The organism is Pseudomonas syringae KCTC 12500, assembly GCF_000507185.2.
GTDB classification, from domain to species: domain Bacteria; phylum Pseudomonadota; class Gammaproteobacteria; order Pseudomonadales; family Pseudomonadaceae; genus Aquipseudomonas; species Aquipseudomonas syringae.
This window is the reverse complement of record NZ_AYTM02000002.1, coordinates 5,340,232-5,356,398: the sequence shown is the minus strand read 5'-3', so window position 1 is coordinate 5,356,398 and position 16,167 is coordinate 5,340,232. Positions and strand designations below refer to the sequence as shown.

The window sequence follows — 16,167 nt, the reverse complement described above, 5'->3', positions numbered from 1 at the left end:
AACGTAAAACCTGCCGTTTTTCCATGAGCTTTATGAATGAACACCCGAAGACTGACGCCCTCCATGTCGCTGCTGCTCGCCTTCGAGGCCGCCGCGCGGCATGGCAGCTTCACCAAGGCCGCAGACGAACTGGCCCTGACCCAGAGCGCCGTCAGCCGGCAGGTGCAGGCGCTGGAGGCACAACTGGAAGTCGAACTGTTCAAGCGTGATGGCAGACGCATCGAGCTGACCACCGCAGGCGCGCTGTATCAGCATGAGCTGGCTGCCGCGCTGGGCCGCATCCGCAGTGCGACCCTGCAAACCATCGCGCACAAGGCCGAAGGCGGCACACTGCATCTGGCCGTGCTGCCGACCTTCGGCTCGAAGTGGCTGCTGCCACGCATGAATGACTTTTACACCCGCCATCCGGGCTATGTGGTGCATATCCATTCACGCATCGTGCATGCCGACCTGACGCCCGCCGCCAGCGAAATGAACGCGATCATCTGTGCCGGCAACGGCAACTGGCCCGGTTATATCGCCCATCCGCTGGTCAGTGAAAAACTGGTGGTCATTGCCAGCCCGGCTGCCCTTGCCGGCTACCAGTCGATGACCCCGACGCAGGTGGCCCAGCATGCGTTGCTGAGCGTGGTGTCGCGGCCCAATGCCTGGTCGGACTGGTTCGACAGTAATCGGCTGGACCACCACATCATGCGCCCCGGTCCGAGCTTCGAACTGACTTCGCACCTGATCCAGGCCGTCGCGGCCGGCATTGGTATCGCACTGGTCCCGCGCATTCTGGTGCAGGACGAAATCCACAGCGGCGAACTGGTCACCCTGTTCGAGCCTCTGGACAGCGGACGAAATTATTACCTGGCTTACGCCACGCGTTTTCAGAACCTGCCATCGCTGTGTGTGTTCAGGGAATGGCTGCTGTCGACGCCGTTTCCCGACCCTTTGTAAAACCTGCCCGCAACAGGAGCCACTGTGCGTATCGAGCCCCTTCCGCCGCTGCCGAACCTGATCGCTTTCGAAGCTGCCGTCCGGCATGGCAGCTTCACGCGTGCAGCCACCGAACTGAACCTGACCCAAAGCGCGATCAGCCGTCAGGTCGCGCAACTGGAGGAATTTCTCGGTCGCGCGCTGTTTCGTCGCGAACACAAGCGCATTCATTTGACGGTCGCCGGGCAGATTTATGCCGAGCAGATCCAGCGCGTACTGACCCTGTGCGCCGAGGCTACCGCTCAGGTGATCACTCACAGCGGCGATCAGCAACTGACTCTGGCATGCTCCAGCGGCGTGGCAGCCTTGTGGCTGGGGCCTTTGCTGGGACGTTATCGCGACGCCTTCCCGGCCGTGGATATCCGCCTGCGCGTGGTCGATGGGCTGGATTCGCTGATTCGCGCCGAATTCGATCTGGCGCTGTATTTTCTGCGCGAAGTCTCACCGGCGGGTCTCGACGGCCGTCTGCTGTTCGCCGAATCGGTCAACGCCTACTGCTCGCCCGATTATCTGGGCAGGCGCCTGCTGGAGCCCGCGCAACTGCTGGATCATTGCCTGCTGATGCTCGAAGACGGCCAGCGTCAATGGTTGTCATGGGGTGACTGGTTCGGCCGCCAGGGTGTCGATGCCTCGCTGATCCGTAAGCGCATGACTGTCAATCTGTATCCTGTGCTGGTCGATCTGGCGGTCGCCGGGCACGGCATCGTGCTCGGCTGGCAGCCGATGATCGACCGCCATGTGCAGTCCGGCGCGCTGGTGCCCGCCTGCCGCAAGAGCGTCGGCGCGGTAGGTGGCTATTACCTGCTGACACCCAGCGGCAAGACGCCTCGACGTGCGGCACGCGCCTTCGAAAAATGGCTGGCAGACGAAATAACCACCCTGGCACCATCGCCCTGAAACCTGCATGCGTCTAGCGCATGCAAATCTGCGTAATAAGCGTTTTCTTAAAATCGGCCCAGCGCCTACTCTCGACTGAAACGGGCAAAAAGACCTGACTCAGCCGCACTCGTACCTACCCTGCCCCTCAACCAATGCAGCCTATGCAGGGGGCTTCCCTGCGTGTATCGCATGCAGGAGCCTATCCAGTGAGCACACCACAATCCCCTGCTTCACGCACTCACGAACAAAAGGCACGCCGCGCGGTGGTCGCCACGGTGATCGGCAATGGCCTTGAATGGTTTGACTTCACGGTCTACAGCTTCTTCTCGGTGATCATCGCCAAGGTGTTCTTCCCCACTGGCAGCGAACTGACGTCTTACCTGCTGGCGCTGGCGACCTTCGGGGTGGGCTTTTTCATGCGTCCGGTGGGCGGCATTGTGCTGGGCATCTACAGCGACAAGCGCGGGCGCAAGGCGGCATTGTCGCTGACCATCCTGCTGATGGCGCTGGGTACGCTGATCATCGGGCTGACCCCCGGCTTCGCGCAGATCGGCTATCTGGCACCGCTGCTGATTGTCCTGGCGCGCCTGCTGCAAGGGTTCTCTGCCGGTGGCGAGATGGGCAGCGCCACGGCGTTTCTGACCGAGCATGCGCCTGAGGGCAAAAAAGCCTTCTATTCCAGCTGGATTCAGGCCAGCATCGGCGTCGCGGTGCTACTGGGTTCCGCGCTGGGCGCGGCGCTGTCCAGTTACCTGACCCAGGCACAGCTCGAAAGCTGGGGCTGGAGGGTGCCGTTTCTGATCGGCACGCTGATCGGACCGGTCGGTTTCTATATTCGCAGCCGGGTTGACGAGACACCTGCCTACAAGGCTGCAAAACCGGTCGAATCGCCGCTGCGCGAAGTGATCAAGACCTACCCGCGACAAACCCTGATCAGCTTTTCGCTGGTCGTGCTGTGGACCGTCTGCACCTATGCCATCCTGTTTTATATCCCCTCCTATGCCCAGCGCGTGCTCGGCCTGCCGTCATGGATGGGCTTCAGCGCTGGCATGATGGGCGGCGCGGTACTGATCGTCGCCACACCGATTGTCGGCGCTATGGCCGACCGCAGCGGGCATCGCCCCTGGCTGCTGGGCTCGGCCATTGCCATCTTCCTCAGCGCCTACCCGATGTTTCTGTTCATCAACCAGATGCCGGGGCTGTTTTCACTGTTGATCTTCGAACTGGTGCTCGGTCTGCTGATTTCCGGTTACATCGGCTCGATCCTCGCAGCCTTCGGTGAATTGCTGCCAACCCACGTGCTGTCCACCGGGCTTTCGGTGGCCTACAACTTCGCCGTCACGATCTTCGGCGGTTTTGCCACCTTCACTATCACCTGGCTGATTGCCTCGACCGGCAGCAACCTGGCGCCGGCCTTCTACATCATGTTCGCCGCCATCGTCAGCGGTATTGGCGCACTGCTTTATCACGACCGTGCGCCCGCGGCACACCAACCCTTGTCTGGAGCTTACCAATGAGTACCACTGAAGCCACACACCTGATCCTGCGCAACGGCCGCCTGCTGGACGTGCAACAAGGACAATTGATTTCAGGCCAGGAGGTTGTGATTGAGGGTGAGCGCATTGTCGCGGTGCGCGCCGAGGGTGAACCGGCCCCGTCCGGCGCTCAGGTCATCGATCTGGGTGGCAGAACACTGATGCCCGGCCTGATCGACTGCCATGTGCACGTGCTGGCTTCTAACGCCAACCTGGGCATGAACGCCCTGCAACCCAACGCAATCATCATGTACCGCGCCTTGCCGATTCTGGCGGCGATGCTCGACCGTGGTTTTACCACCGTGCGCGATGCCGGGGGTGCTGACTGGGCGTTGGCCCGTTCGATTCAGATGGGGCTGATTCCCGGCCCGCGCATCTTCGCATCGGGCAAGGCACTGTCGCAGACCGGTGGCCATGGCGACATGCGCGCACGTGGCGAACTGCTGCTCAACGAGCCCTGCTCCTGCTGCTTCCGCGCCGGGGCCATCGCCCGCGTGGTGGATGGCGTCGACAACGTGCGTCTGGCAGTACGCGAAGAGCTGCAGCAAGGCGCCAACCAGATCAAGATCATGGCCTCGGGCGGTGTGTCCTCGCCAACCGACCCGATTGCCAACACCCAATACAGCGAAGCTGAAATTCGCGCCATCGTCGATGAGGCTGCCGCGGCGAACACCTACGTCATGGCCCACGCCTACACCGCTCGGGCGATTCGCCGTGCCATCGAATGCGGCGTCAGGACCATCGAACATGGCAATCTGGTCGATGCCGACACCGCGCGGCTGATGGCTGAGAAAGGCGCATTTGCGGTACCTACCCAAGTCACTTACGAAATGCTCGCCGAATATGGCGAACGCTTTGGGCTGCCGGCTGACTCGGTCGCGAAGATCGAGGATGTACGCCAGGCCGGGCGCAATGCCCTGTTACTGTTCGCCGAAGCGGGCGTTCCGATGGGCTATGGCTCGGATTTGCTGGGTGAAATGCATGAGTACCAGACTCATGAATTGAAGATTCGCGCAGAACTGCTGGGTAATCTGGCAGCGCTGCGCAGTGCGACAAGTGTGGCGGCGCAGATCCTTCAGCGTGAAGGCGAACTGGGCTGCATCGCCGCCGGTGCGATAGCCGATCTGCTGGTGGTGGATGGCGACCCGCTGAGCGATATCAGTTGCCTGGTCGGTCAGGGCGAGCACCTGGCGATGATTGTTCAGGGCGGTCATGTGCGCAAGAACACCCTGGTCTGACGCCTGGTCAGTGCGTGTCGTCAGTGCGCGTTGTGGTCCCAGATCCAGCTCCACGCACCGGGCAAGCTGACAGGCTCGCCCGCCGCCTTGACCGTGCGGGCCAGTGCCGCGCGCTGCAACTGCGCGCTGTCGTCATAGAACGGCTTGTCGGCGAGCCGCACGCCGGTCTGCCCGGCACTGTCGACCAGAATCTGCAGGTACTCCCGCGCATGCCGCGCGGTGTAGCGGTTCAGGTCATGGAAGGTCACCACCACCGGAATCACGCCATCCACCGCAGGCAGCTCGCCGGCGGCAATGCGCTCGCGCACCTGCGAGAGCTGGCTGACCATGTTGGAACGGCGGCGCAGGCTGAAGTTATAGCCCCAGATCTTGCCGTCATTGGCACTCAGGTCAGTGAGCAGTACCTGAAGATGGTGGCGCTGATAGGCGCTGAACGTGCGTTTGTCGTAGTTCCAGAACGGCGGACGCAGCAAGGTGGTCGGCACTCCGGTGATCGAGGCAATGATCGCGCAGCCCTGGGTCAGGGATTGCTCCAGTTCCTCATCGCTCAGCGAACGGTGGTTGGTGTGGTGCGGCGTTGCGGTGTGAAAGCCCAGCAGGTGCCCTTCTTCATGCTGACGACGCATGATCGCCCGGCCCTGATCACTGTTACCCGCACCGGTTGCGCCGGTCTGCACGAAGAACACCGCCTTGATGCCTGGCTGCAGCGGATTGTCGGCCAGGCTGTCGAGCACGGTGATGCTGGGGTTGTAGAACGTCGAAGCACTCGGACCATCGTCAAAGGTCAGCAGAAATCGAACCGGTGGCTGTTGCTGCAGCTGCGCGGCGGTTTTCGCGGTCAGCGGGATCGGCGCGCTGATGCAGGCCGACAGGCTCGCAGCGATGGTCAGTACGCAAAACGCCTTGAGCACGAACTTAATCACGGTAGGGAATCCTGTGGCCGGTCTGCTGAAGCGCACGCATGATCATCCACAGGCGCGGCAAACACAATCACTGCCGCCCGAAGTTTATCGGCACCGAAACAACTCATGCGATTGAAGTCGGCATGGCTTACCGGCAAATGCTGGCAGTCGATGGCCTGCCGATGCAGGCTGTGATCAATATCGGGATCGTGCAGGTAGACAAAATCGCTGTCGCAATCGGTGACCATCACCCAGTGCGGTGCCTTGGAACGGGTCAGGCGGTAACTGCTGATCAGCACCAGCGGCTTGCCGCCGTCGGCCAGCAGGCCTGGCAGATTCAACGAGCGATTGGGCAGTGTCTGCACTCCTGCGGTTTGCAGCGCATCACAGAATTGCTCGTGAACCAGGCGAATCACCTGTTTCTTGTTGTCACTGCGCACACCGCCCAGAAACAACGGGCCCGAAACCGATACCAGCAGCTTCACCGCGAAGCCCCGTTGAAGAGCCGCCAGCGCAAGCCCCTGAGGGCTGCAACCGCCGTGGCCGGAGGTCATGAACACCGTGGTCGCCTCGCGCCAGATCTGCAATTCTTCGCCACGGCCCATCGAGCGCGCAGGTTGCAGGGCTTTCATGGCCATCAACAGACAGGCCGGGCCACAGGTGAACTCCAGGGTCTGCTGGTAGTAAGGCACTGAGCGACTGTACAGCCGGGCGTGTTCAACGATGCGTTTTTCGTAGCGCAAGGCCGGGGCATGGTCTTGATAATAGTCGTCGACCTGGGCGAAACGCCGATAACCGCTGCGCTCGTAAAGCGCGATGGCAGCGCCGTTATCGGGGCGCACCTCAAGGCGCAGGTAAGCGCAGTCGCGGCCCACGGCCTGCTGCTCGGCACGTTGCAACAACTGTCTGCCCAGCCCCTTGCCTCGCGCTGCATCGGCAATCGCCAGCGAATACAAGCGCCCCAACGAGGTGCCGCGATGAAACAGCACCAGTGCATAGCCGGTGAGCTGTCCGGCCTGCTCGGCGACGATCAGGCTGGCATTGGCGCGGCGGATCATCCAGTGGAAGCTGCGCGCGGTCAGACGGTCGCCGTCAAAACACTGGTTCTCCAGAAGCAGCAAGTCGTCGACATCGGTTTCAACTGCATCTCGAAATATAAAGTCCATCTGCACCGCCGTAAAAGTTGTGTAACGAAACGGGACATTTCAAAAAGCACATGCTTAATAGAAAGGACTTGTTTCCCATCGGATCGATTACACATGTCAGCGGCACAGGTGAAGATGAACGAAGTATCTGCGCAACTTGCGCTTTCAGCAACAACCCGACGTGCAGACCCCACAACACTCTTTGCAGCGCAGAGGCAACTGGTGATTATTGTCGAACGCCTCGAAGACTGGGCATCGTACTTTCCCAGCGAAGACTTGATCAGCGCCCAGGACTACCTGGAAAAACCGCTGAAAGCCACGGCAGGCAGGCGTGTGCAAGTCATCAACCTGTGCCGCAGCTACAAATACCTGGGCCACGGTTATTACTGTTCCCTGCTGGCCGAAGCGCGCCAGCACAATGTCATTCCCTCGGTAAAGACCATCAGCGAGTTGACCCGCAAGTCACTCTACGGCCTGGCCCTCGATGACCTGGACAAGTTGCTGGAGACCGCACTTGAGGATCACCCTTATGACGACACCGAAGGGTTTACCCTGACACTGTACTTTGGCCAGACCACACTTGAGCCGTTGAAGGATCTTGCCCGTCAGTTGTTTGAAGTCTTCCCCTGCCCGATCCTGATGGTGGAGTTTCGCAAGCGCGACAATTGGCATATTGCGGGTATCAAGGCCGGCGCTCTGCCGCGTTTGCGCGAAGATCAGCAGGATGAGTTCGCCACGGCGCTGGAAGGCTTCAGCCGCAACGTCTGGCGCCAGCCCAGTTCCCGGCGCATGGCCCGCTACGACCTGGCGATTCTGCATGACCCGCAGGAACAGCTGCCGCCGTCCAACCCTGAGGCGCTGGCCAATTTCATCCGCGTCGGTCAGCGCCTGGGCATCGATGTCGAGCTGATCGAAAAGAAAGACTACGCCCGGCTGGCCGAGTACGACGCGCTGCTGATTCGCGAAACCACCAGCGTCGACAACCACACCTATCGCTTTGCCAAGAAGGCCGAAAGCGAGGGGCTGGTGGTCATGGACGACTCTACCTCGATCCTGCGCTGCACCAACAAGGTGTACCTGACCGACCTGCTCAAAAGCCATGATCTGGGCATGCCGCGAACGGAAATCCTTTACAAGGACCGCCCGGAAGAACTGCAGCACGTGGCCACACGCCTGGGCTTCCCGCTGGTATTGAAGATTCCCGATGGCTGCTTTTCCAGAGGTGTTATCAAGGTCAGCACGCCCGAGGAAATGCACACAGCGACGACCCAGTTGTTCGAGCACTCGGTATTGCTGCTGGCTCAGGAGTTTTTCTACACCGAGTACGACTGGCGCATTGGCATTCTCAATCGCAAACCGATATTCGCCTGCCAATACTTCATGTCCAAGGGGCATTGGCAGATCTACAACCACAAGGCGATCGGTGCCGAGGTGATTGGCGAATGCCGCACGCTGGCGGTGCACGAAGCGCCGCGCGCCGTGGTCGAACTGGCGCTCAAGACCGCCAACCTGATTGGTGACGGCTTGTATGGCGTGGACTTGAAACAGTCAGGCGATCAAGTGGTGGTGATCGAGGTCAACGACAACCCGAACCTGGATGCCGGCATCGAAGACGCTTATCTGCAGGATGATCTGTACAGCCTGGTGCTGGAAGAGTTCGTCCGCCGTCTGGAGCTCAAGCGCCTCGGTCAGGCATGGTAAAACGATGATTCAGGGCCTGAAACTCGACAACAACCAGTTGCTGGCATGTGATCCGCAAAAGGCCCAGGTGCTGTGGTTCAGCAAACCTGATGCCGGGGAACGCAGATTATTGCTGGAGCGATTCCACCTTGATGAGCACGCCGTTGCCTCGGCACTCGACCCGGACGAAATTTCGCGCATCGAGTTTCACCCTGATGCGTTGTTCGTCATCTGGAAACGTCCCGAGAACTATTCGGGCAAGGACAGCTTCTCGTTCGACGTTTCGTCCTTTGGCGTGCTGCTGAGCCGGGACCAACTGGTGCTGATCTGTGATGACGAGCAACCCTTGAGCGCGCTGGGGGCTCACCGCCCGTTGAACCAGCCGCTGGATATCCTTCTGGAACTGCTGTTCAACAACATTCATCACTATCTGGGTCACTTGAAAGTCATCAAGATGGTCGCCCGGGAATTGCAGCAGAAATTCAACTCTTCCCTGGAAAACCGCCATCTGCTGCAGATGTTCAACCTCAGCGAAAGTCTGGTGTATTACATCAACGCCATCCACAGCAACGGTGCGGTCCTGACGCGTCTGCGCAATCATGCGCAAGGTAGGCAATACGCCGCCGACAGCCTGGCGCTGATCGACGACATGATCATCGAGAACGACCAGTGCTACAAACAGGCGGAGATCTATTCCACGGTGTTCGCCGGTCTGATGGATGCGCGCGGCAATCTGGTCAATAACAGCACCAACACCCTGCTGCGCAAACTGACCTTGATCAATGTGGTGTTTCTGCCGTTGAACCTGATTGCCGGGATCGGCGGCATGTCGGAATTCAGCATGATGACCGCCCCGCTGCACTGGTGGGTGTCTTACCCGGCACTGCTACTGGCCATGCTCGGAATGGGGGCGGTGATGGTCTGGGGGCTGCGCAGAATGGCGCGCGCGGCCTGAGCCGTTATCGCTCCCAATCGGCCTTGGCGATCTGCAGACCATGCAGGCCGTTGTAAGCCGCGCGCTCGGGAGACTGCCAGCCGTCCAGCAGCGACGCGTCGAGGTCATAGATCTCGACGCCCAGCGGTCGGCAGACGCTCAGCGGGTCCTGCGCATCAGGCCCCCACATCGGCAGTGACAGGTCGCCACCCGGACAGGTCGACAAAGCACACAGCAGGTCGATTTCCGCGAAGAACTCCAGATAGTCGCCCTTCTGCGCCGGGCAGGCTTTCATGAAATACAGGTCGTCATGGTTCAGGCCGGTGCACTGGAAGATGTTCAGCACATCGTGCACATCGAACTCGGTCAGCCCGTGCGGCAGCACTGCGCGGGTCAGGTTGGAATGGCAGTGATGGTGAAAATCTTCGCCGGTCAGCATCTTGTTGACGTAGGGATCGCAACGCGTGCCGAGCAGGTCATGCAGGCGGCCGCCGTGCTCGTCGGTTCCGTAACTGGCCAGACTGTCATCGGTGATGGTTACCATTGGCCGCAAAAACGGCAGGTTCGACCACAACCGGTCATGGGTGCTGACATGCGCACCCTGCAACTGCCGCGTGCGCGCAGCCCACAGTCGCTCGCGGGGGTCGTTGGCGTTCCAGACATTGAAATCGCCGACTTGCGGGCCCACCGGTGTGGTGACCCGAAACACCTGACCGGCCTTGACCTTCCAGGCCCGCCCGGTACGAATCGGTACTTCAAACTGTTCGACGAGGGTGCGTTGCTGCGCATTCGTGCGGATGCGCTCATAAAAGGCAGTGTCCACTTGCAGTGCCGCGCCTTTGCTGACCTGGTAAGCGGCTGGATAGTCTTTGTACATACTGGGCTTCTCGGTGGCAGGATGTGCCGATTGATACTGCAAATTACAGGCCCGATTACTGGAAATCCCGGCTGCGCACATCCAGCCCGGTGAGCAACGGCGTCAGGTCGTACAGGCGCTGGGCAATCAGGTGCCGCACCCCGCTTTTCGATTCCAGTCGCCCGAACACCTGCAGCAATTGCGAGCCCACCAATACCTTGCGCTGACGCTCGGCCAGGTCGCGCCAGACCACCACGTTGACCATGCCGAACTCATCTTCAAGGGTGACGAACGTCACGCCACTCGCAGTGCCCGGTCGTTGACGACCAATGACCAGCCCCGCCACGCTGAGGGTCCGGTCGTTTTCCAGGTGTAACAAGTCTTGTGAGCTGCGAAAGCGCTTGGCAGCCAGTTGCCGGCGCAGCAAGGCCAGCGGGTGTGGGCCCAGGGTGGTGCCCAGCGTTGTGTAGTCGGCCACCAGGTCTTCGGCCACGGTCGGCAGCGGCAAGATCACCTGGGTTTCTTCGCTGGGCAGGTCGTAGAACAGCGGACGCTGGGCCTCAACCCCGGCCACTTCCCAGCGCGCCCGGTGCCGATGGCCGATCAGGCCGCGCAAGGCACCGGAATCCGCCAGCGCTTCGGCGGCACGCGAGTCCAGCTCGGCGCGCAACGTCAGGTCCGTGGCATCGACAAACGGCCGTTTCGCGCGCGCGGCTTCGATGCGCAAGGCATCTTCTTCACGAAAGCTACGGACCATGCGCAGCCCGAGACGAATCGCCAGATTACGCGTGCGGTCAGGATGATCGAGCGGCTCCAGCGAGCAATCCCAGTCGCTGTAACGCACATCCACCGGGCGAATTTCAATGTGGTGGCGGCGTGCGTCCTGCAACAGCTGATCCGGGCTATAGAACCCCATCGGCCAGCTGTTGATCAGTGCGCAGGTGAACGCTGCCGGTTCATGGCACTTGAGCCAGCAACTGGCGTAGGTCAGCAAGGCGAAACTGGCGGCATGGGATTCGGGAAAACCATAACTGCCAAAGCCCTTGATCTGTTCGAAGATCCGGTCGGCAAAGTTCGCTTCGTAGCCGTTTTTCAGCATGCCCGTGCGCAGCCGTTCGCGATGCGGCTCGAGGCCGCCGTGACGTTTCCACGCGGCCATCGCGCGACGCAACTCGTCCGCTTCGCCCGGCGTGTAGTCGGCGGCCAGAATAGCCACTTCCATGACCTGCTCCTGGAACAGCGGCACACCCAGGGTGCGCTTGAACACCGATTCAAGCTTGGGCGGATAGGTGACCGCCTCTTCGCCATTGCGCCGCCTCAGGTACGGGTGAACCATGTCGCCCTGGATCGGCCCTGGCCGGACGATGGCGACTTCGATGACCAGGTCGTAGAATTTTTCCGGTCTGAGGCGCGGCAGCATGGCCATCTGCGCACGGGACTCGATCTGGAACACGCCAACGGTGTCGGCCCGGCTGATCATTTCGTAGGTTTTCCGGTCGTCGCCCGGAAGACTTGCCAGGGTCCATCGTTGGCCACGGTGCAAATGCACCAGATCGAATGTGCGGCGCAAGGCACTGAGCATGCCCAGTGCAAGAATGTCGACTTTCAGCAGGCCGACCAGGTCCAGGTCGTCCTTGTCCCACTGGATGATGGTACGGTCGGCCATTGCGGCGTTCTCGACCGGCACTAGCGTTTCAAGCGGGTGTTCGGAAATCACGAATCCCCCCGGGTGTTGCGACAGGTGCCGGGGAAAACCGATCAGTTCGCCGGTCAGCGCCAGCACGCGCTTGAGGATCGGCGTGTCGGCATCGAAGCCGTATTCGCGCAAGCGTTCAGGCGACGGCAATGAATCGCTCCAGCGGCTGAAGGCTTCGGCCAGGGCATTGATCTGGTCTGGCGGCAAGCCCAGCACCTTGGCCACGTCACGCATCGCGCCGGAACCGTGATAAGTGCTGGCTACGGCCGTCAGCGCTGCCCTGCCCCGGCCATAGCGCCGAAAGATGTACTGAATGACTTCTTCGCGGCGGTCATGCTCGAAATCCACGTCGATGTCCGGTGGCTCGTTGCGCTCTCTGGAGATGAAGCGCTCGAACAGCAGGTTGCTCTGTTCCGGGTTCAGTTCGGTGATCCCCAGCGCATAACACACTGCCGAGTTGGCCGCCGAGCCGCGTCCCTGGCAAAGTATGTGCTGGCTGCGGGCAAACTCGACGATGTCATGCACGGTCAGAAAGTAGCTGTCGAACTTCTTTTCCGCGATCAGCGCCAGTTCCTTCTCGACCTGCGCACGGGTGGCCGGTGTCAGGCCACCCGGCCAGCGCCTGCGAACACCGCGTTCGGTCAGTTCACGTAGCCAGGACGTGGAGGTTTGGTCCTTGGGGACCAGCTCATGCGGGTATTCGTATTTCAAATCGCCCAGGTCGAAGGTGCAGCGCCGGGCAATACGCACCGACTCAGCAAGCAGCCAGTCCGGGTAATGCTCGCTGAGCGCATCCAGTGGCCGCAAATGGCGCTCACCATTGGCAAACAGCAGATGACCTGCCTCGGCCACTGTGGTGTGGTGGCGGATGGCAGTCATGGTGTCCTGCAAGGCGCGCCGACCACGCGCGTGCATATGTACATCGCCACTGGCCACTGCCGGAATACCCAGCGATTGCGCCAGCGCCAGCAGGTCGGCCAGCCGCTGCTCGTCATCCGGGCCACGGTGCAGCCCGACACCCAGCCACAGGCGCTCGGCAAATCTCTCACGCAACCAGCGTCCGCCGGCCAGACAGGCTTGAGCATCCCCGTCGAGGTCCGGCAGCCAGAGGGCCAGCAACCCGGCCGGCGCAGGCTCGAAGTCTTCGCGCAACACGCGGTATTCGCCTTTTTTGGCCCTGCGGCGTGCGACCGTGATCAATTTGCACAGCGCCTCATAGCCTGTCTGGTTTTCCACCAGCAAGACGACTTTCGGGCCGTTTTCGATGTGCATTTCGCTGCCGACGATCAACGGCAGACCGGTGCTTTTGGACGCCTGCCAGGCGCGTACGATGCCGGCCAGGGTGCACTCGTCGGTGATTGCCAGCGCCTTGTAGCCATGGCGCACCGCCCGTTCAAACAGTTCGCGTGCGCTCGAGGCGCCCCGCTGAAAGCTGAAGTTGGACAGGCAATGCAGCTCGGCGTATTCGCTGGTCATGCGAACCAGCCATGCAGCAGCAACTCACCCGGCTCGCCAACCGCGCGATACGCCCAGGCGCGTTGGCCACTGGCGGTTTCGACCAGGTAATAGTCGCGGCGCACATCGCCGCCGTCCCACCACCCGGATTCGATTCGCTCGGGCCCGGCCACGATGCGGGTCGCCTGTACCGGCAGTGGCTGAGGCTCGCGCAGCAGCCAGCCCGGACGCGTGAAGCCTCTGGCCGGCAGGACCGGTTTGCTGCTGCTGTGCGCTTGCCAGGCACATTCGGGACGATAATCGGCCTGGGCGCGCAAGCCATTGACCGACTCGTCACCCAGACGCGCCCGCAGGCGCTCGCGCAGTTGCTCCCAGGGCAAGGTCTGCTGCACGCGCTCATCGAACAACTGACGGTGCGCCGGGACGAAATCCGGCAAGTCTCGCGCCAGCAGGCGCACGGCACGTACCGGCGACGCTACCAGCACCTGCTCCAGCCTGCCGCGGGCCAGTTCGAAGAGCATCGACGCATCGCGCTCGGCGCTCAGCAGCCCGACTGGTACGACAGTCTCCGGCACGACGGTCTCCGGCCCTGGCACATGCTCGAGGTGCAGGGAAAATCGCTGCACACCGCTGTCGCGTCCGGCCAGGAACAAGACCAGATCGGCGATCAGCCGCTTGAGCGGAAACAACAGGGCCTGATGGGACTCGACATCGAAATTCAGCTCGATGCGTACATCGAAAAAGTCCGGCGGAGTGTAGCACTCCAGCGCCACGGGGCGCTCGCCGAGCAAGGTGTCGAGGTGCTGCAGCACGCTGGCCGGAAACCGCCGTGCCAGCGTATCGCGGGGCAGCGCCAGCACCTGCCGCACACTACGCAGCCCCATGCGTGTCAGGGCGGTAGCGGTTTCGCGGCTCAGCCCGATGCGTTCCAGTGGCATCTGCTCCAGACGGCGACGTAATTCATGCGGACAGTCGATGCTCAGCCCGTCATGCATGTTGGCCAGCATTCGCGCGGCTATCGGGTTGGGCGCGACCACGATGCGATGGCGAAAACCCTGCGTGGTCAGCTCTTCACGCAAACGCGCCTCGAACACCGGCCAGGGGCCGAACAGCTTGAGGCTGGATTCGATTTCCATCAGCAGCACCCTCGGGTACTTGAGGCTGACATTGGAACTGAAACCGTAGGCCCAGGCCGCGAGCAGTTGCTGCAAACGCTCGATATCGGCCGGGTCATGCTCGATCGTGGTGAAGTTCGGCACCAGCGCCTGTGCTGCGGTCAGCGACTGCCCGGCTTTCAGGCCCAACGCACGCGCAGCCGGATTGACGCTCTGCAACACGCGACGTTGAGCGCTGCCGCTGATCAGCGCCAGCGGTTCATCGGGGTTGCCGTGACGACGCATGACGCCGTCCAGCGCCAGTTGCGGCAGCAAGACACAGGCCCAGAGCATAAGAACCTCAAGCGTCGGTCGGGAACGGAATGGGGAAAGGCGGCGCAAGTCCGCCTCGGCATTTGAGCACCCGTAACTGTGCGGGACGGGTATCGAGCGCTATGCGCAGGGCAGCAGGTGAAGGGTTGGCGGCGGCCTGCTGCGGGCGACAGGCAAAGGCCAGGGTCTGCCCGGTTTCGGCAGCCACCTGCAAGCGTCGCAGTGCACGGTCATCGACCATGCCGGGCCAGCACACGACCGCGCCACAGCTGCCGGAACGCAGGCATTGCTCGGCGGCCCACAACGCATCGCGGGGACTCGCCTCGATCACCACCAACTGACGCAGATCGACTCCGGCGGCCAGCCAGGCCTGTGGGTACGGAATATAAGGCGGTGCGACCAGCACAATGCGCTCGGCGATCGCGGAGAGCCGGGCCAGGCTCGGCCACAGCAGGCGCAGTTCGCCGCTGCCATTGGCCGGAATGAGGATTTCAGTCAGGGCCGCAGCAGGCCAGCCGCCGGTGGGCAACGCAGCGTCCAGCAACACGTGGCCACTGGGCTGCGGGCTGACCTGTGGCGCGCTCTGCTGACGCCCTTTCCAGACCCTGCGCTCATCCAGCAAGGCATCCAGGCTGACCACCGCGCCCATCATTCGCGACGCACCAGCCCGCAGAATACGCCTTCGATGGCGAAGTCCTGATCGGGCGTGACGATGATCGGTTCGTAGGCCGGGTTGCGTGGCAACAGGCGCACCTGATCGGCGCGGCGTTGCAGGCGTTTGATGGTCACCTCGCCGTCCAGACGGGCAACCACGATCTGCCCGTCACTGGCCTGCGGGTTACGGTGCACGCCCACCAGATCGCCATCGAGAATACCGTCCTCGATCATCGAGTCGCCCTGCACACGCAGCAGGTAATCCGGCACACGGGTAAAGGTGCTGCGGTCCAGGTGCAGCGTGGTGTGTATATCGAGATCAGGTCCGATCGGTACGCCCGCCGCCACGCGCCCCAGTACCGGAATTTCCAGCAATTCGGGCCGTGGCTCAGTGTTCAGCAGGCGAATACCCCGTGCCTGATGAGGGACGACTTCGATCAGCCCGGCTTCAGTGAGGGCCACAATGTGTTTGCGCGCCACGCTGCGCGAAGCAAAACCGAAAGCCGCGGAAATTTCCGCCAGGCTCGGTGATTGCCCCTGCTGCGCGATGCGATCGCGGATGAAGGTAAGGATAGCGCTGCGTCGAGGAGATAATGTGCTCATGGAGTACATTTGTACTCCATTCGGCATTGTGTGACTAGCGCGCTTTGTCGGATTCAAGAGGCGCGGTGTTGCATGCCCCACGACAGGCAATGAACACCGCTATAGGCGACATTGTTTGGATTTCAACAACAGTGAAATAAGAAACACCCGGTTTATTGAGCCCGGCAAAGAGGCGAAACTCG

The 16,167-nt window shown here is 61.7% G+C and carries 13 protein-coding genes; 6 read left to right on the top strand and 7 right to left on the bottom strand.

Going from position 1 to position 16,167, the window contains the following annotated elements; translation table 11 throughout:
- Positions 1 to 36 precede the first annotated feature (36 nt).
- From V476_RS23930 to V476_RS23915, 4 genes are all read left to right on the top strand, one after another.
- On the top strand, positions 37 to 942 hold the full coding sequence (locus V476_RS23930; protein WP_024960883.1) for a LysR substrate-binding domain-containing protein: 906 nt from the start codon (positions 37 to 39) through the stop codon (positions 940 to 942).
- A 24-nt stretch (positions 943 to 966) separates the two neighbouring features.
- Positions 967 to 1,878 carry a LysR substrate-binding domain-containing protein gene (locus tag V476_RS23925; protein ID WP_024960882.1) on the top strand — a complete coding sequence of 304 codons (912 nt, stop codon included), beginning with the start codon at positions 967 to 969 and terminating at the stop codon, positions 1,876 to 1,878.
- Between the two features lie 188 nt (positions 1,879 to 2,066).
- Positions 2,067 to 3,377 (top strand): MFS transporter, encoded by a 1,311-nt coding sequence (locus V476_RS23920; RefSeq protein WP_024665519.1) that lies wholly within the window; start codon positions 2,067 to 2,069, stop codon positions 3,375 to 3,377.
- The gene (locus V476_RS23915; RefSeq protein ID WP_024960881.1) at positions 3,374 to 4,633 is read left to right on the top strand and encodes a metal-dependent hydrolase family protein; all 1,260 of its coding nucleotides are present in this window, start codon (positions 3,374 to 3,376) and stop codon (positions 4,631 to 4,633) included. The genes V476_RS23920 and V476_RS23915 overlap by 4 nt, the downstream gene beginning before the upstream one ends.
- A gap of 20 nt (positions 4,634 to 4,653) precedes the next feature.
- Here the strand turns inward: V476_RS23915 and V476_RS23910 are convergent, their stop codons facing one another.
- Positions 4,654 to 5,556 (bottom strand): polysaccharide deacetylase family protein, encoded by a 903-nt coding sequence (locus V476_RS23910; RefSeq protein WP_024960880.1) that lies wholly within the window; start codon positions 5,554 to 5,556, stop codon positions 4,654 to 4,656.
- A complete protein-coding gene (locus V476_RS23905; RefSeq protein WP_024960879.1) occupies positions 5,553 to 6,701 on the bottom strand; it encodes a GNAT family N-acetyltransferase/peptidase C39 family protein in 1,149 nt (382 codons plus the stop codon). The genes V476_RS23910 and V476_RS23905 overlap by 4 nt, the downstream gene beginning before the upstream one ends.
- 93 nt (positions 6,702 to 6,794) lie before the next feature.
- Between V476_RS23905 and V476_RS23900 the strand changes: the two genes are divergently transcribed.
- Together V476_RS23900 and V476_RS23895 are read left to right on the top strand one after the other, a co-directional pair.
- Positions 6,795 to 8,381: a RimK family alpha-L-glutamate ligase gene (locus V476_RS23900; RefSeq protein ID WP_003420659.1), complete on the top strand. Its 1,587-nt coding sequence runs from the start codon at positions 6,795 to 6,797 to the stop codon at positions 8,379 to 8,381.
- 4 nt (positions 8,382 to 8,385) lie between these two features.
- Positions 8,386 to 9,315, top strand: coding sequence for a magnesium transporter CorA family protein (locus V476_RS23895; RefSeq protein ID WP_003317664.1), 930 nt, complete (start codon positions 8,386 to 8,388; stop codon positions 9,313 to 9,315).
- Between the two features lie 4 nt (positions 9,316 to 9,319).
- Here V476_RS23895 and V476_RS23890 read toward each other — a convergent pair whose 3' ends face one another.
- The 5 genes from V476_RS23890 to lexA are packed head-to-tail and all read right to left on the bottom strand — an operon-like array spanning position 9,320 to position 15,994.
- Positions 9,320 to 10,171, bottom strand: a complete 852-nt coding sequence (locus V476_RS23890; protein WP_003346705.1) for an urea carboxylase-associated family protein — start codon at positions 10,169 to 10,171, stop codon at positions 9,320 to 9,322.
- Between the two features lie 55 nt (positions 10,172 to 10,226).
- A complete protein-coding gene (locus V476_RS23885; protein ID WP_024960878.1) occupies positions 10,227 to 13,322 on the bottom strand; it encodes an error-prone DNA polymerase in 3,096 nt (1,031 codons plus the stop codon).
- Positions 13,319 to 14,749: a Y-family DNA polymerase gene (locus V476_RS23880; RefSeq protein ID WP_024960877.1), complete on the bottom strand. Its 1,431-nt coding sequence runs from the start codon at positions 14,747 to 14,749 to the stop codon at positions 13,319 to 13,321. Before V476_RS23880 ends, V476_RS23885 begins: the two co-directional genes overlap by 4 nt.
- Before the next feature lie 7 nt (positions 14,750 to 14,756).
- On the bottom strand, positions 14,757 to 15,377 hold the full coding sequence (imuA, locus tag V476_RS23875; RefSeq protein WP_003420666.1) for a translesion DNA synthesis-associated protein ImuA: 621 nt from the start codon (positions 15,375 to 15,377) through the stop codon (positions 14,757 to 14,759).
- Positions 15,377 to 15,994, bottom strand: a complete 618-nt coding sequence (gene lexA, locus V476_RS23870; protein WP_016568107.1) for a transcriptional repressor LexA — start codon at positions 15,992 to 15,994, stop codon at positions 15,377 to 15,379. The genes imuA and lexA overlap by 1 nt, the downstream gene beginning before the upstream one ends.
- Between the last annotated feature and the right edge of the window lie 173 nt (positions 15,995 to 16,167).

What these genes read in the sequence shown, in the direction of transcription:
- V476_RS23930 (WP_024960883.1), top strand. Translation starts at nt 37, where the DNA reads ATGAACACCCGAAGACTGACGCCCTCCATGTCGCTGCTGCTCGCCTTC.
- V476_RS23915 (WP_024960881.1), top strand. Translation starts at nt 3,374, where the DNA reads ATGAGTACCACTGAAGCCACACACCTGATCCTGCGCAACGGCCGCCTG.
- V476_RS23905 (WP_024960879.1), bottom strand. Translation starts at nt 6,701, where the DNA reads ATGGACTTTATATTTCGAGATGCAGTTGAAACCGATGTCGACGACTTG.
- V476_RS23900 (WP_003420659.1), top strand. Translation starts at nt 6,795, where the DNA reads ATGTCAGCGGCACAGGTGAAGATGAACGAAGTATCTGCGCAACTTGCG.
- V476_RS23895 (WP_003317664.1), top strand. Translation starts at nt 8,386, where the DNA reads ATGATTCAGGGCCTGAAACTCGACAACAACCAGTTGCTGGCATGTGAT.
- V476_RS23890 (WP_003346705.1), bottom strand. Translation starts at nt 10,171, where the DNA reads ATGTACAAAGACTATCCAGCCGCTTACCAGGTCAGCAAAGGCGCGGCA.
- V476_RS23885 (WP_024960878.1), bottom strand. Translation starts at nt 13,322, where the DNA reads ATGACCAGCGAATACGCCGAGCTGCATTGCCTGTCCAACTTCAGCTTT.
- V476_RS23880 (WP_024960877.1), bottom strand. Translation starts at nt 14,749, where the DNA reads ATGCTCTGGGCCTGTGTCTTGCTGCCGCAACTGGCGCTGGACGGCGTC.
- imuA (WP_003420666.1), bottom strand. Translation starts at nt 15,377, where the DNA reads ATGGGCGCGGTGGTCAGCCTGGATGCCTTGCTGGATGAGCGCAGGGTC.
- lexA (WP_016568107.1), bottom strand. Translation starts at nt 15,994, where the DNA reads ATGTACTCCATGAGCACATTATCTCCTCGACGCAGCGCTATCCTTACC.